This window comes from Ruminococcus sp. 5_1_39BFAA (genome assembly GCF_964240875.1).
Classification (GTDB): domain Bacteria; phylum Bacillota; class Clostridia; order Lachnospirales; family Lachnospiraceae; genus Blautia_A.
On record NZ_CAXSVO010000024.1, the window covers coordinates 21503 to 37054 of the forward strand.

Annotated in this window: 12 protein-coding genes; all 12 read right to left on the reverse strand. The window is 47.0% G+C overall.

Annotation, left to right across the window (positions count from 1 at the left end):
- Positions 1 to 51 precede the first annotated feature (51 nt).
- Entirely contained in the window at positions 52 to 1332 is a 1281-nt protein-coding gene (locus ACESZH_RS18370) for an ABC transporter substrate-binding protein (RefSeq protein ID WP_373218220.1), read from the reverse strand.
- 162 nt (positions 1333 to 1494) lie between these two features.
- Entirely contained in the window at positions 1495 to 3108 is a 1614-nt protein-coding gene (locus ACESZH_RS18375) for a response regulator (protein ID WP_373218218.1), read from the reverse strand.
- The gene (locus ACESZH_RS18380; RefSeq protein WP_373218216.1) at positions 3080 to 4885 is read right to left on the reverse strand and encodes a sensor histidine kinase; all 1806 of its coding nucleotides are present in this window, start codon (positions 4883 to 4885) and stop codon (positions 3080 to 3082) included. The genes ACESZH_RS18375 and ACESZH_RS18380 overlap by 29 nt, the downstream gene beginning before the upstream one ends.
- Before the next feature lie 16 nt (positions 4886 to 4901).
- On the reverse strand, positions 4902 to 5819 hold the full coding sequence (locus ACESZH_RS18385) for a substrate-binding domain-containing protein (protein ID WP_373218214.1): 918 nt from the start codon (positions 5817 to 5819) through the stop codon (positions 4902 to 4904).
- 28 nt (positions 5820 to 5847) lie between these two features.
- A complete protein-coding gene (locus tag ACESZH_RS18390) occupies positions 5848 to 7062 on the reverse strand; it encodes a response regulator (RefSeq protein ID WP_373218212.1) in 1215 nt (404 codons plus the stop codon).
- An 8-nt stretch (positions 7063 to 7070) separates the two neighbouring features.
- Complete coding sequence (locus ACESZH_RS18395; RefSeq protein ID WP_373218210.1) at positions 7071 to 8852, reverse strand: sensor histidine kinase; 1782 nt, start codon at positions 8850 to 8852, stop codon at positions 7071 to 7073.
- A gap of 122 nt (positions 8853 to 8974) precedes the next feature.
- Positions 8975 to 9964: a substrate-binding domain-containing protein gene (locus ACESZH_RS18400; RefSeq protein ID WP_373218208.1), complete on the reverse strand. Its 990-nt coding sequence runs from the start codon at positions 9962 to 9964 to the stop codon at positions 8975 to 8977.
- 145 nt (positions 9965 to 10109) lie between these two features.
- Positions 10110 to 11093 carry an ABC transporter permease gene (locus ACESZH_RS18405; RefSeq protein WP_373218206.1) on the reverse strand — a complete coding sequence of 328 codons (984 nt, stop codon included), beginning with the start codon at positions 11091 to 11093 and terminating at the stop codon, positions 10110 to 10112.
- Positions 11094 to 11106: 13 nt separating this feature from the next.
- Positions 11107 to 12612 (reverse strand): sugar ABC transporter ATP-binding protein, encoded by a 1506-nt coding sequence (locus ACESZH_RS18410; protein ID WP_373218204.1) that lies wholly within the window; start codon positions 12610 to 12612, stop codon positions 11107 to 11109.
- Positions 12613 to 12863: 251 nt separating this feature from the next.
- Entirely contained in the window at positions 12864 to 13751 is an 888-nt protein-coding gene (locus ACESZH_RS18415; protein WP_373218203.1) for a MetQ/NlpA family ABC transporter substrate-binding protein, read from the reverse strand.
- A gap of 98 nt (positions 13752 to 13849) precedes the next feature.
- Positions 13850 to 14512: a methionine ABC transporter permease gene (locus ACESZH_RS18420; RefSeq protein WP_373218201.1), complete on the reverse strand. Its 663-nt coding sequence runs from the start codon at positions 14510 to 14512 to the stop codon at positions 13850 to 13852.
- Between the two features lies 1 nt (position 14513).
- A complete protein-coding gene (locus tag ACESZH_RS18425; protein WP_373218200.1) occupies positions 14514 to 15536 on the reverse strand; it encodes a methionine ABC transporter ATP-binding protein in 1023 nt (340 codons plus the stop codon).
- Positions 15537 to 15552: the final 16 nt, after the last annotated feature.

Sequence of the window (15552 nt, forward strand, 5' to 3'; positions counted from 1 at the left end):
CAGCCTCCTTTACTGCCTCCTTTTCAGAGACAAACTACTGAATTTTTCCTTTTATTTCGTAACAAAAGTATCACAAGTTTCAATAAATTCTTCCGGCGTGGTAATGCCCTGAGCCAGCTTCTGCTGCTCGTCTACAATCTTTGTAAGAACATCGGAATCCAGCTTGTCATCCCAGGAAGTCCATGCTGTATCTGCTTCTGCAAACATTGGATGGGTGTCATAGTAAAGCTGTGGAAGTCCCTCTGGCAGTTCCTCGTTAAATGGTGAGAAAATCTGCGCATTGTTATAGCATGCGTCAGAGAAATTCTCGCACATATAATCGAAGAATTCCTGCATTGTCTCGTCATAAGTAGCCTTGTTAAAGCCCTCTGCAAAGCCTGCATGAATCGGAACATTTGTTGCCATATTGTCCATTCCTTCTGTGTCAGGAACCGGGAAGAATCCAAGCTGGCCTTCATCATACATCTCTTCTGCGAGGCCGATATTACCGGAACCGGAGTAGAAAATCGCTCCTGTGCCTCCGAAGAACAGGTTGCATGCAGATGTATAATCTACGCTTGCAAAGCCAGGCTCAAAGTATCCTTTTGTACCAAGGTCAGCAAGAAGATTTACTGCATACTGTGCAGATTCATTTTCGCTGAAGTAGTCTGTTCCTGCCTGGTAATTCATGATAAAGTCAGCGCCAGTTACTCTCCACGGCGAGAAGGAAAGGTATCTCATTAACTGCCATGCGTCAGAACCGCCTACGATTACCGGAATTTCACCGATATCTGCGATCTTCTGGCATGCTTCTTCGAATTCAGCCCATGTTGTCGGCGCTTCTGTAATGCCGGCTTGCTCAAAGATATCGGTTCTGTACATAAAGTATTCGCAATACAGACCCTGTGGGAAAAGGTACAGGTTTCCATCGTTTGCATCGGTAAGGAAGTCACGGACAGCACCGTTTAATTTTTCTGCATATCCGTTTCTCTCCAGCTCAGCGCCTACGTCAACCAGTGCATCAATATCGAGGCATGCCTGGGAAAGTGTTCCGTTGGGACATCCGAAGATGTCCGGAAGGGTGTTGCTGTTGATATACATCTGAAGCTTTGTGAAATAGTCCTGCATATCGTTTACCAGCTCAATCTCGTAATCCAGATCCTTTTCCTCACAAAACTCGCTTAACAGACGGTCAAAAACCTGGAACTGCTCTGTAGATTCCGTACCCTTTAACAGTGCGGTAATTTTTGTTCTCTCCTCTGCTGCGGATGCGTTCACAGCGCTTCCTGCCATAAGCCCTGCTGTTACGGCTGCGGTCATCAGCAAAGATACGGCTTTTTTCATTTTTCTCATTCTCTTTTTCCTCCTTTTTGGATTGCTTCGTTCTTTGTGACTTTATTGTATCGTCTGCACCCTTCTTAAACAATTGGAAATAAACGTCAAAATGGGAGATTTGTGCACAGTTTTCCTTTTGTACACAAATCTCCCATTACGGCGCTCGCTTTCGGGTATCGCTTATATATGCTTTCGGAATTCGTTTGGGGTGATTCCGTAACGCTTTTTAAACACCTTGATATAGTAACCGAAATCCTTATATCCAACCATCTCAGCAATCTCATACTGCTTATATTTATTATCCGTGATCAGCTTTTCCACGTGGCGGAAACGGACGTCTGTCAGGTATTCCAGAAAGCTTTGGCCCGAATATTTTTTCAGCAGACGGCTGATATAAGTGCGGCTTACATGAAACCTATCCGTCAGATCATCCATAGACAGGTCGCTGGCATAATTCTTTTCAATATAGGACTGAATACTGCGCACCAGCTTCAGATTACGCTCATCCGCACTCTCCGTATTCTGCTTGATCAGAGTTGCAAAATCCTTAAGCAGGCACTCTATAACCTCTTCCGTGATCTGGCACTCCGCAATTCTTTTTATTCCGTCCCGAAGCACGGAAACATTCCAGTTTTTATTCTGTATATCGCTCTCCACTGCACAGGTATAAGGGAATTTCATACAGCTTATCAACAGATCCATAGCAGCAAATTTTATGTCAGATGTCTCCTGGGAAGGACTTTCAAACATCTGCCGCAGCTCCTCCTCCACATGCTCAAAATCGCCCTGAAAAAGTGTCATCATAAAATGGCTCTTTTCCCCTGTTGTGATCACAAATTCTGCCTGCTCGTCCATGCGCAGTTCATCGTATTTCAAAATAATATTTGTCCCCAGGTAGACACACTGGCGGCAGGCTTTCTGGGCTTTGCGGTACTGTGTACTGACCTGGTAGCTGTCCTCGTCCACATCGCTGAGTCCGAAATTCATATACACATTGCAGTATTTTACAACCTCCTCCTGAATCTTTCCGCATGCCGTCAACGCCATTTCCATGCAGCGGTCCTTCTCCTCCTCTTTTCCGAAAAGAAGCACAAAATTATACTCCATTGTGGCGGTATTATAGTCACTCAAAACACGGATACCATAGCTGTCAAAGATTTCCTCAAAGATATTAATATAGGCAAATTCCTCTATCCACTTATCACCCTCGTTGATTCTTCCCTGTCCTGTCAGCTTCCACCCTACGCATACAATGTATTTCTCAATGCACAGGTCCAGGGACTCTAACTGGGCCTTCATCTCTTCTTTTCCCTGGATTCTTCCCTGCAGGATATTGGATGTAAATCTTGCCCGAAGCTGAGGCAGTGAGCTGTTAAAGTGTCTTTGCAGATCATAAAAATGCTGCTGCCTGCTTTTTCTCTCCCTGATCTCCTCTGCCACCCTGCCGATTGTTTTCTTCATCTCATCATAATCAATGGGCTTTAACAGATACTCCTCCACACCGATGCTGATTGCCTTTTTTGCATACTCAAAGCTGTCATATCCGGTCAGGATAATGATAGTCACATCAGGATACATTTCCCGGGCTTTTGCAGAAAATTCCAGCCCATCCATACCGGGCATTTTCACATCGCTTAAGATCAGATCCACCTGAGTATCCGGAAGCTTCTCCACACCTTCCAGACCGTTTTTTGCCGTTGCTGCCACTTTACATCCGAACTCCTCCCATGGGAAGGAGCAAAGCCCGTCCAGAATGATGTACTCGTCATCCAATATCATTACCTGAAGTTCCATCAATTACAAATCTCCTTATCTCTTTTAACGGTATCTTTAAGATTACTTCTGTTCCTTTTCCTTCTTCGGAGAAAATGTTCATCTCTGCCGTACCGTCATACACATAATCCAACCGTTTTCTCACCGCATATATTCCAAGCCTGGTATGTGCTTTTCCATCTCCCGGCTTTTGCTCTCCCCAGTCCGTTTCCGGATTTGTAAGGCGTTCCAGTTTTGCCGCTGGAATTCCCACTCCGTTGTCCCTGACCCTGATGACAGCCATATCTCCCACACGCTCTCCGATCACTGACAAAAAACAGTCCCAGGTAGCATTTTCCACGCCGTGGACTACCGCGTTTTCTGCCAGGGTCTGTATGGTCATTTTGGGAATCAAAATGTCATCCAGCTCCTCATCTACTTCCAGATAAGAAGTAAATTTATCCCCATACCTGGTTTCCTGAATGTAAATATAATCCTGAACGTATTTTATTTCCTCCCGAATACTTACCATGCTTTTTTTATTGCTGATGGTTCCCCGCATCAGGTTACTGATCGCGGTAACCATATGGCAGATATTTTCTTCGCCCTTTTTCCTCGCCATCCAGTTGATGGTATCCAGCACATTGTAAAGAAAATGCGGATTGATCTGCGCCTGCAAAGCCTGAAATTCTATGTCTTTGTTTGCAGTTTCCATTTCCACCACTTTTTTCAGCAGGGCTTCCACATCCTCTATGGTTCGGTTAAACACAGAGTTCATGTTTCCAATCTCGTCAGTTCTGCCTTCCGGCAGCCGTACCGTAAAATCTCCCCCTGCAAACTGGTTCATAGCGCTGCTAGTCCGTTCGATTGGCCCTGCAATTCCTCTGGCAAGGTAGGAAGTCAGCACCGCGCACAACACTACGCTGAACAATACCAGAAGTATGGCTGTCTTTTGAAGTTCTCTTGCCGCCTTCCGCAGAAAACTCATGGGCGCCATGCCGGCAAGAGTAAAGCCAGTGCGGGAACTTTTCCGGTAAACACAGTCATAGGTCTGGCTCTCTGTTTTTTCCAGAAAGCTGCCTTTCACACCGCTAAACTGATCTGTCAGTTCTTCCACATCATATCCCATGCTTTTTAATACGGTTCCATTGTTTTCATCCAACAGAAATACCTCTGCATTAAAGGATTCCTGCACGGTTTCCGTTAATTTTTCCAGATAGCTGACCTTGATGGATGCCCTGAGAAGCCCCAGAGGTTCCATAGTAAGGGAATCCTTTATCTGCTTTGCCACATAGATAAGCCCTTCCTCCTCCGCTACATTGCAGTACACGCAACTGCCTTTCGCCTCCTCGGCTTTTTCGAGCACTGCCTCCTCCTGGCTTACTGCCATGTTTTGTCCATTGTAGAGAAGATGGTTTGCTCCATTATACCCATATAGCTGAATATCATTCATATAAACGCTGGTATAGCCCCGCAGAAGCAGCCGCCGGATCTGGCCCGTCGTAGAATAATAGGTGTAACCTTCCTCACCGTCAGAGCGGTAAGGTGAATCGGATTTCAATTCTTCCTGGACAATATTGTTATTTGCGATATAGTTAAAGGAATGTTCTACCAATTCAAAATAATGATCCAGATTTTTAGCCAGCTCATCCACAACTCCTTCAAACTGCTGTTCCGTCTGCTCCATGACCATACGGGAGGCCACTGTGTACAGGGAAATGCCTGCCGCAAGCAGCACCACCATGGTGATTCCCAGCGCAAAGTATAAAAGCTTTTTCTGAATTCTTAAGTTCATAAACCAGTTCTTTAAGCGCTTCATTTAATGCCATACTCCTCTATTCCGTAATCAGCCGCGGAACCACCGTATTATTCCGCTTAACCTCTTTTCCATTTAAAATATCCAGGGCCGTGTCATAGGCCAGGGCACCGAAATCCGGGCTTTGGATGGTGGCATCCAGAATTCCTCTTTCCACCAGGTTCAGTCCGGCGCTTTCTCCCTCGAAACCGTCCACGCCCAGCAGTACCGATGAATTCTTGACGCGGAGCTGCTGGCAGGCCACATAAGCTCCGTATGCCATCTCATCGTTGAAGGCAAAAATAATATCTGCCTTGTCGTTTACCACCAGGAAATCCTTCATTCTGACTTCTGCCACATCCCGCAGCCATTCGCCATAGTAATAGTATATCTGTTCCTCCGGGATTTTCCCCGATACGGCTTCCTGAAAGCCAGCCAGTCTTTTGCTGGAAATAGGGGAAGCGGAAACACCCTCGATTACCACCACGTTATTTCCCGGCTCATACAGATTTTCCAGGATATATTCGCCCGCCATTCTTCCGATGCCCTCGTCATCCGCCTGGATCAGCGTGGTGTAGGCATCTGTATCCGGCTCCACGCCTACCACTACAATGGGTATCTGTTCAAAAACTTTTTCCATAGTTTTGCTCAGGGCATCTCCGGCATCCGGGCTGACGATCAAAAGGTCAATGCCGCAGTCCATCAATGCTTCAATATCATTGATCTGCTTTTCCTCGCTTCCGGCAGCATCACGGAAGATGAGGCTGACTTCACGCCCGTCCTCCGCTTTTTCCGTGATCACCTGGACCAGATTGCTCAGCCATGGTTCCATCACGTTCGTAAGGCTGACCCCGATCACATATTCATATCCATCGGTGCGTATGATTTCCTTTTCCCCGCAGCCTGCCAGCATTGCCAAACAAAGAGCTGCACATGCGATCCCTGCTTTTTTCCCCATAGCCTTAAACCTCTTAATCCAGTTGTTACTATTCACAGCCAACGGGCCGTTCCACACTTCTTCTGTATTCCGACGGAGATACTCCCTGACAGTTTTTAAACGCTGCTGAAAAATAGTGCTGGTTGCTGTAGCCAACCTTTTCTGCAATCTGATTCAGGGAAAGTCCTCTGTCCCTCATAAGATTTTTTGCCTGCCGGATCCTCAGCATTGTGAGATAATCCTTAAAGGAAATCCCAAGCTCCTGCTTCATGGTTCTGCTTAAGTAAGAAGGATTGCACCCGATATTCGCCGCAACCTGTGTCAGATCCAGGTCGCGCTCAGCATAATGGGCATAAATGTACTGCCTTGCCTGCGCCACAATAGGACGGCATTCCATGATCCTCCGTGCACTTGCCTCCATCTCTTCGTAAATAGCCGGGATATCTTCCCGCCTGCAGTTTTTTACCTGGATATAATATTTTCCCTCTGCGATCCGGTCTGTGTCCTGAGAAAGCTCCTGGCGGAGTTTATCCGTATTTGTACTATACCCTTCCAGAATTCCGGTTACATCCTGGCTGCGGCCCATGAACACATATAAAGATCTGTCATCTCCCGCAACCTCTCGAACACTTCTTTCCATCACAGACTTATACAGCTCCTCCTGTTGTGTACCGTCTATAGTACTTCCCTCTAAATCCGTTCTCACAGACAAAAGAAGCATGGTCACCTCTTCGGAAAGCCTGATATCCAGAAATTCTCTCTGAACTCTCTGTTCCGCCTCATCAAGCTTTCCGTCAAGCCAGTTCTGAAAAAATGTATCCCTTAAATATGGGCTGTTTTTATTGATCTGCTGCTTCATCAAAGCGTGGTATTTCCTGTCCTTTCGCTCATTCTCCAGACCTTTCATCACGCTTTCCAGTTCAGCCTTCAGCTCCTCCTCGGGAATAGGCTTTAAAAGATAGCTGGACACGCCCAGAGAAATGGCCTGCTGTGCATAGGAAAACTCATTAAAACCTGATATGATAATCATTTTGCAGTCAAGCTCCAGCTTTTTGACCTCCTGCAAAAACTGGATGCCGCTGAGCTTGGGCATGCAAATATCCACCAGAAGGATATCCGGACGGGTCTCCTCTGCCTTTTTCAAAGCCTCCACACCATTTTTGGCTTCGCCGCATACCTGAATAGGCAGCCCGAAGGTTTCCAATGCATTTTTTAAGCCCTGACGAATTTTCGGCTCATCGTCTGCAATCAATACTTTCCACATAGCTCCTCCTAACGCATCCGTTTTATACGCATTTCCGCAATTACTCCGCCGCCGGGACGCAGCTCGTAATGCAGTCCGTATTCCTCACCGTATGCGATTTTGATTCTGTCATTTACGTTCAGGCTTCCAAATGCCTCCGTGCCTTCTGCCCTCTCTTTTTCCTTCAACCAGACGTTCAGCTTTTCACACCATTCCGGACTCATACCCGCCCCGTTGTCCTCCACCCGAAGTACGATGGTATCTCCCTCGGCGTATCCCTTGATCCAGATGGTTCCTTTTTCCAGATCCGACTCCTTTATGCCGTGGTAAAGGGCGTTCTCAACCAAAGGCTGCAGGGAAAGCTTTAATACCTTACACTTCATGATCTCCGGATCAAATTCTGTTTCGTATTCAAAAAGCTCCTCATAACGGAATTTCTGGATGTCCAGATAGCTTTTTACCATGGCGGATTCCTGTTCCAGAGTAATGTATTCCTTTCCCTGGCTGAGACTGATCCTGAAAAAGTTTGACAATGCCAGGACGATATCCACAATATCCTGCGCATGATAGCTCTTTGCCATCCACTGGATCGTATCCAGGGTATTATACAGGAAATGGGGCTTGATCTGCTCGTGAAGGATTTTCAGCTCGGCCTCCCTTTTCTTTTTCTGCTCCTCATACACTAGCTTTAACAGGCCGTTTATGTTATCCACCAGGGCATTGAAGGCATCTCCAAGCTGATGGATTTCTCCTTTGTAGGGATTGTCAAAATGGACGGTAAAATCTCCGGTCTTTGCCCGTTTCATCAGCTTTGAAAGCCTGGAAATGGGCTTGGTGATGGATGCGGCAAAGGAAATGGTGCATATTGCCGCAAAAATGGCAATGGCAACCGCCACCAAAATGGACGCCTTCCGCACATGAGCAACGCCCTGGATGGTTTTTCCCCAGTCAAAAACTCCCACAGCCGTGAGATTCGTGTAGGAGGAATGGCTGTAAATGACATTGTACTGCTTCCCCTTGATCTTACAGCGCACCTGTCCGCTTTCTTCACCCTGGAACCATTCAGGATTCATTCTGTACACGATCTCATTTTTAGGGGTATAGATGACCTTTCCCTGGCTGTCCTGGATGTATCCGAAACCGGTCTGACCCATGGTGATATCCTCTACCAGATTTTGGATGCTGCGGATGTCCAGGTCCACCAGGATGACGCCTGCAGGCTCGTTTGTGATAGAGCTGCGCACCATCTTAGCTGCGCTGATGTAGCTATCCGTACTGTAGTTTTTCCAGCTTCTTAGATTTCTCCCAAAGCTTGTGCTGTTGATCACCAGATTGCCGTCCGCTGCCACGGCTTTCTGGTACCAGTCCTCGCGGCTTAAAGGCAGCTTTTTGATCCGGAAGGAGTCATTGGAGAGGTACTGACCCTTTTCGCTGGCAATTACGATGCTCAGGTAGTCCTCATAATTTTCTGAATATCTGAGAAGCAGCCGTCTCACACGGCTTTCAAAGTCAACGCGCAGTGCCTGCTCTTTTTCGTCATCCACCTCCAGGTAGCTCTGTACGTCCGGTTCCCGTCCCAGGATTTCCATGTTGTCTGACAGGGATTGAAAAACAAGGTCAAGGGATTTTAATACCTGGTTCTGGATCTCCATAGTGTTTGCAAAGGAGTGCTCTTCGATAGAGTCCTGATAGATGGCATTTCCCACTGCAGTGAGCACTACGGTCACGAGAACCAGGATGCCGCAGTTCAGCGCCACCATACGAAACATCATGCTGTCCGGGTCTAAATATTGCTTCCATTTTCTCAGCATCCTACTCCTCCGCACTCCTTATATTTACCCAAAAGTATACCGTATTTTTCCCCAAAAGAAAAGAGCTGCCGCAGCAGCCCTTTTCCTATTTTTATCCTTTCGCCCTACGGCTCGGTTATTCTTTATTCTTCTGCAGCCTCGTCTGCGGAACCGCCGTATTTTGCGAGCAGCTCTTCTGCGTTGTCAGGTGTAACGATCTCGGAGGTAAGGGTCAGAGTCTTGTCAAGCTCTTTGCCTTCAACCAGGAGCTGGTATGCGCTCTCGATAGCCTCTGCGCCGCCGGTCGGATAAACCTGGGTCATGCTCAGTCTGCCGTCCATAACGCTGCGGATACCGCCGTCAGGAGTAGGAAGTCCGTCAAATCCTACGAAGAGGATGTCGCCTTCTCTGCCTGCATTCTTAGCTGCGATATAAGCGCCTTCTGCCATCGGGTCATTTAATGCCAGGAACAGATCGATCTCATCGTTTGTCTGAAGCATTTCTTCTGCAACTGTGATTGCTTTCTCACGAAGCCAGTCAGCATTGTTTACAGCTACGATCTCAACATTCTCGTTTTTGGTGATGCCTTCACGGAATCCGTTATCTCTGTCAATACCGCCGGAGGTTCCCTCAAGACCTTTGATTTCACAAACCTTGCCGCCGTCCGGAAGGAGTGTATCTGCTACATATTCGCCTGCGATGCGTCCCATGTCAACATTGTCAGCACCGATGAACTGTGTGTATTTGTCTCCGTCAATCTTTCTGTCAAGAAGGATTACAGGAATTCCTGCATCATAAGCTGCGCTGACTGCGTTTGTCAAAGGAGTAGCCTCGTTAGGAGAAGTAATGATCAGATCAACACCCATCTGTACAAAATTCTCGATATCCGCGATCTGCTTGGAGTTGTCCTGTGCAGCGTCTGCAAAGATAACCTCGAATTCCGGATATTTCTCTGCTGCCATTGCAATCTGGTCGTTCATAGCAACACGCCATGGCTCACCAAGATTACACTGTGACATACCAATTACATATTTGTCCTTCTTCTCTTCCGCATGGACACTTGCTGCACCTACTGCTAAACTGGATGCAACGATAGCTGTTGTCAACACGATACTGATGGCTCTCTTTTTCATATAGACCTTCTTTCTCCGGCAGACCTCTTTTAATTTATTTTTTCTTCCGCTTCGCCCTGCCGGTGGTCGGGCGGAATTTAATTCACAAAAGTGTGCGTTCTTGCGCGCAGTGCGCATCCCCTGATATTAAAAAACCAAACCTGTATCAGTCTTTTACTTTGTCCGCCTGCATAAATACAGCAATAATGATCAGGAAACCTTTTACCATCAACTGAAGGTTAGAGTTTACACCCTTCAGGCCAAGTACGTTATCCAGCATACCCAGGATCAATGCACCGATCAGGGTACCTATGATCGTTCCCTTTCCGCCTGCAAGACTTGTTCCGCCGATGGCACAGGCAGCAACCGCGTTCAGCTCATAGCCCTGGCCTTCGTTTGGGCCGCCCTGGCTGATCTGTGCAGCGTGAATCATAGCTGCTACAGAAGAAAGCATTGCACAAAGCATGAATGCGTAGGTTTTAATCCTGTCTACCTTAATGCCCGCCAGATATGCAGCCTGCCGGTTACCGCCGATGGCGTAGATCTGACGTCCGAATCTTGTTTTGCTCAGAATAAGCTGGAATATGATCAGCAATACAATAAAGATAATTGCCGGAACAGGAACCAATCCGCCGATTCGCATCTGAAGGACTTCAAATGCCGGAGGTGCCATTCCCTCACCTTCACCGTATGCCAGCGGGATTCCGATACCGTTTGCCCAAAACCTTGCAAGACCTCTGGCAATATTCATGGATGCCAGGGTTACGATGAATGCCTGCAGCTTCAGCTTGGTGACGCAAAGTCCGTTGAACAGACCGAACAATCCGCCGATCAAAAGGCTTACCAGCACTGCGGGAACAAATCCCAGCCCGCTTTTTACCATCAGGTAAGCACAGCCTGTGGAGATCAATCCCACTACGGAACCTACAGAAAGGTCAATGTCACCAAGGATCAATATCAGCGTCATACCGATTGCAATAATACCGTTTTCAGACACAGCTCTCAGTACGTTCATCAGGTTACGGACATCTAAGAATGTGTTTTTTCCATCCTTTACGCAGATGATAGATGCTACCACGAATATGATGATCAGTGCGATAACACTCTGCATCTGCTTCAGCATTACTTTCATTTTTTCTTTATTCTGCATCTCTCTACCTCCCTTATTTCGTCGCACTCTGGAGCAGCACTTCCTGGGTTGCCTCTTCCTGTTTGAATTCACCTGTCAGTTCTCCTTCGCAGAAGGTCACAATTCTGTCGGAGATACCGATTACCTCAGGCAATTCGGAAGATACCACGATGATCGCCATTCCCTGTTTTGCTAGATTATTAATAAGCTGGTAAATTTCTGCCTTTGCGCCTACATCGATTCCTCGGGTAGGCTCGTCAAGAAGCAGGATTTTCGGCTCTGTCATCAGCCATTTTGCAAGAACCACCTTCTGCTGGTTTCCTCCTGAAAGAGAGCTTGCCAGTGTTTTGAAGCTGGGCGCTTTTACTCTCAGGGCATCCATCTGCTTCTGCCAGATATCCTTTTCCTCTCCATTCTTCATAAAGAATGCGGGGCTGAATTTTTTCAGCAATGGAAGGGACATGTTTTCTCCAATGGATCTCTGGAGCACCAGACCGGTTCCTTTTCTATCCTCTGTTGCAAAGGAGATTCCGGCGGCAATGGCATCTGCCGGGGATTTGATCTGAACGTTTTTGCCGTCCACAATGATCTCTCCTGTTGTCTCTCCGTGATGGACTCCTGCCAGACATTCAAAGAATTCTGAACGTCCCGCACCTGCCAGACCTGCAATTCCCAGTACCTCGCCTCTGCGTACCTTCAGGGAAATATTTTTCAGGGACCTGCGGAAGCTTCCTGTGGGCGGGGTGTAGGTGAGGTTTTTCACCTCAAGCATAACCTCCCCTTTCTCCGTAGGATCTTTTGGGTACTGTTCACTCATATCACGGCCAACCATCATTTTGATGATCTCGTCTTTGCTGGTTTCCGCCGCATTCACGGTTCCTATGTATTGACCGTCACGCATAACGGTCAGCCTGTCTGCAATTTTAAATACCTCTTCCATTCGGTGGGTGATGTAGATAATTCCTTTGCCTTCGCTTCTTAAACGCCGGATAATCACAAAGAGCTTTTCCGCTTCTTTTTCACTGATAGCGGATGTGGGCTCATCCATGACAATGATCTCGGAATTCAGTGAAATTGCCTTGGCAATCTCGACAAGCTGCTGTTCCCCGATACGCAGGTCTTTTAATTTTTTAGCAGGGTCAACCTTTACCTCCAGCATGTCCAGGTATTTCTGCGCCTCTGTCTTCATGGTCTTGAAATCAACTGCAGGGCCGCTTGTTTTCCATCTTCCCAGGAAAATGTTCTCCGCTACGCTTAATTCCGGCACCACCTGTAACTCCTGATGTATTTTGGCAATTCCAAGCTTTTTTGCCGTAATGGGATCGGAAACCGTAACCTTTTCGCCTTTCAGATAGATTTCTCCGGCAGTTGGCTGCAGGGAGCCGCTCAAAATATTCATCAGAGTAGATTTACCTGCTCCGTTTTCTCCCATCAGAGCCAGCACCTCGCCTGCATAGAGGTCCAGGGAAACACCTTTTAAAGCCTGCACTTTTCCAAAGGTTTTACTAATATTCCGCATATCCAGTAATTTCTTTTCCATAGCTCCTCCTTTTTTCTCTCTCACTTTTTATACATTATACATAAATCACCTTGATTTGTATTTCCAATTATCGGCGTTATTTTTATGATTTTTTTACCTTTCTTTTATTTTATTGTGCATTTTGCGCATAGTTCCAAAGAAAAAGCAGCAGGTCTTTTACACTCTGCTGCTGATGGTCTTGCCCAAAAACAGGGGGCACTTCCGAAAAAGCGTCCCCTGGACTGTTTCTGCGATATTCTCTTTCCTGCAGATTACTCTGCTTCTTCTGCTTCAGCGTCAGCCTCTGTCTCCTCGGCTGCCTCGTCAGCTGCTGCTTCTTCGTCAGCCTCATCAAATGGGATTACGGCTCCGTCATAAGTCTCGTTGATGTAGTTCTTGATATCATCAGATTTTAATACGTCAACAAGTGCCTGGATCTTCTCGTTGTTCTCGTTGCCTTCTTTTACTGCGATTACGTTTACGTAAGTCTTTGCAGCTTCGGAGTCAGATTTCTCATATGCCAGTGCATCTTTTGCTACTGAGAAGCCTGCCTGCAAAGCGTAATTTCCGTTAAGAACTACGTATGCGGTTTCTTCTGCAACACGTGCAACCTGTGCAGCTTCCAGCTCAACGATTTCTACATTGTAAGGATTCTCAGCAATGTCATTTACAGTTGCTTCCAGACCAACACCGTCCTTCAGAGTGATGATGCCGTTGTCCTGAAGAAGCAGTAAAGCTCTTGCCTCATTTGTGGTATCGTTAGGAACTGCAATATTGTCCCCATCTTCGATGTCATCCAGGCTTGTTTTTGTTCCCGGATAGATTCCGAACGGCTCATAATGGATGCCGCCAGCGTTTACAAGGTGGGTTCCTTTTTCCTCATTAAAGCTGTTCAGATATGGAATGTGCTGGAAGTAGTTTGCATCGAAATCGCCGCTCTCTACTACTTCATTTGGCTGTACATAATCATCAAATACCGTAATTTCCAGCTCGTAACCCTGCTCCTCCAGGATTGGTTTTGCCTGCTCCAGGATCTCTGCATGAGGTGTAGCGGATGCTGCTACGGTAATTGTCTTGTCATCCTCTGCAAATACGGTTGCTGTACCGATGGTTCCCAGTACTAATGCGCCTGTAAGAGCTGCTGCCACTAATTTTTTCATAATTTCTTTCCTCCATTTTCTTTTTATAATTTATTGGACTTTCGGATATTCCTTAAGTCACTCAGCAGGCTTTCGTCTGCTTATTCACTTTGTTTTATTCAGACCTTTCTCTTATCCAGCCTGTTGGCAATGAGCATTCCCACGGACTGGAAAATCTGAACCAGCAGGACCAACAGAATAACTGTCACAGTCATAATGTCGAACTGCCATCTGTTATAACCATAGCGGATGGCGATAGCGCCAAGTCCGCCGCCGCCTACAGCTCCCGCCATTGCAGAATATCCCAGGATCGTTCCTGTAGCGATAGTCGCTCCGGAAATCAGGGATGTTCTTGCCTCTACCAGCATAACCTTGATCACGACCCGCAGATTGCTTGCTCCCATGGAACGGGCTGCCTCAATGACACCTGCATCCACCTCGTTCAGAGAGGATTCTACCATTCTGCCGATAAACGGGATTGCCGCAATGGTCAGAGGTACAATGGTAGCGGTCGTTCCGTAGCTTTTTCCTACCAGGAACCGCGTAAATGGAATCAAAAGGATCAGCAGGATCAGGAACGGAATGCTTCGGAAAATGTTTGCGATTACATCCATAACCTTATATAGCGGTGCATTCGGCTTCAGTCCCTCTTTGTCAGATACATTTAAAAGGATTCCCAGGGGAAGTCCAAAAATATAGCCTACCAGGGTAGATACCAGAGTCATATAAACCGTTTCCCACACACCGGTAATGATCATATCAATAACTTCTTTACTCCACATATCAGTCAACCTCCCCTACTGCAAGTCCGTGCTCAACCAGATAAGCTTTCATGGCTTCCGCGTTCGTGCTTCCGCTCATAAACTGGAGAATCATCTCTCCTTTGGCAACGCCGCCTACATTCTTCGTGTCGGCCTTCAGGATGTTGACCGGTTCATGGAAGGTCAGTACCAGATTGGCTATGACTGGCTCAAAAGCAGAGTTTGCGGAAAATACGATCCTGATTTTCTCGCCGCTCTGAATCTCCGGCTGGACAGCCTTCGGACTGCTTTCCACATCGGAGCCTGTGTCCTTCAGAATCAGCTCCTTTGCCACCTGGGATTTAGGGTTCTCAAAGATTTCGGACACAAGGCCCTTTTCCTTTACCTCTCCCTCTTTCATAATGGCTACGTGGGTACAGATTTCCCTCACTACCGACATCTGGTGGGTGATGATAACAATGGTAATATTGAATTTTGTATTGATTTCCTTCAGCAGCTCCAGGATGGAAGAGGTAGTCTGCGGGTCAAGGGCGCTTGTGGCCTCATCGCAGAGAAGGATCTTCGGGTCGGATGCAAGTGCTCTGGCAATCGCCACTCTCTGCTTCTGACCGCCGGAAAGCTGTGCCGGATAAGCCTTCGCCTTATCGCTCAGACCTACGATCTCAAGCAGCTCTGCTGCTCTTTTCCTTGCCTCTGGTTTCTTTTTTCCTTGGATATATAAAGGAAAGCACACATTTTCCAAAACTGATTTCTGCATCAGCAGGTTAAAATGCTGAAAGATCATACCAATACTTTCCCGCTGTTTGCGGAGTTCCTTTTCGGAAAAATCCCCGAGGGATTTTCCGTCTATAAGTACCCGGCCCTCAGACGGCGTTTCCAGGAAGTTCATGCAGCGTACCAGGGTACTTTTTCCTGCACCGGACATTCCGATGATGCCGTAAATATCGCCGGATTCTATGGACAAATTCACATTTTTCAGTGCTTCCACCGTTCCGTCTTTGGTGACGAAGGTTTTGCACACATTTTCAATCAGGATTGCAGACATGTCTATTTTTGTTCCC

Bases quoted from the DNA above. Each gene is read 5' to 3' on its own strand.
- ACESZH_RS18415 (WP_373218203.1), bottom strand. From the start codon at position 13,751: ATGAAAAAATTAGTGGCAGCAGCTCTTACAGGCGCATTAGTACTGGGA.
- ACESZH_RS18405 (WP_373218206.1), bottom strand. From the start codon at position 11,093: ATGCAGAATAAAGAAAAAATGAAAGTAATGCTGAAGCAGATGCAGAGT.
- ACESZH_RS18380 (WP_373218216.1), bottom strand. From the start codon at position 4,885: ATGAAGCGCTTAAAGAACTGGTTTATGAACTTAAGAATTCAGAAAAAG.
- ACESZH_RS18420 (WP_373218201.1), bottom strand. From the start codon at position 14,512: ATGTGGAGTAAAGAAGTTATTGATATGATCATTACCGGTGTGTGGGAA.
- ACESZH_RS18400 (WP_373218208.1), bottom strand. From the start codon at position 9,964: ATGAAAAAGAGAGCCATCAGTATCGTGTTGACAACAGCTATCGTTGCA.
- ACESZH_RS18385 (WP_373218214.1), bottom strand. From the start codon at position 5,819: ATGGGGAAAAAAGCAGGGATCGCATGTGCAGCTCTTTGTTTGGCAATG.
- ACESZH_RS18395 (WP_373218210.1), bottom strand. From the start codon at position 8,852: ATGCTGAGAAAATGGAAGCAATATTTAGACCCGGACAGCATGATGTTT.
- ACESZH_RS18390 (WP_373218212.1), bottom strand. From the start codon at position 7,062: ATGTGGAAAGTATTGATTGCAGACGATGAGCCGAAAATTCGTCAGGGC.
- ACESZH_RS18375 (WP_373218218.1), bottom strand. From the start codon at position 3,108: ATGGAACTTCAGGTAATGATATTGGATGACGAGTACATCATTCTGGAC.
- ACESZH_RS18425 (WP_373218200.1), bottom strand. From the start codon at position 15,536: ATGTCTGCAATCCTGATTGAAAATGTGTGCAAAACCTTCGTCACCAAA.
- ACESZH_RS18410 (WP_373218204.1), bottom strand. From the start codon at position 12,612: ATGGAAAAGAAATTACTGGATATGCGGAATATTAGTAAAACCTTTGGA.
- ACESZH_RS18370 (WP_373218220.1), bottom strand. From the start codon at position 1,332: ATGAGAAAAATGAAAAAAGCCGTATCTTTGCTGATGACCGCAGCCGTA.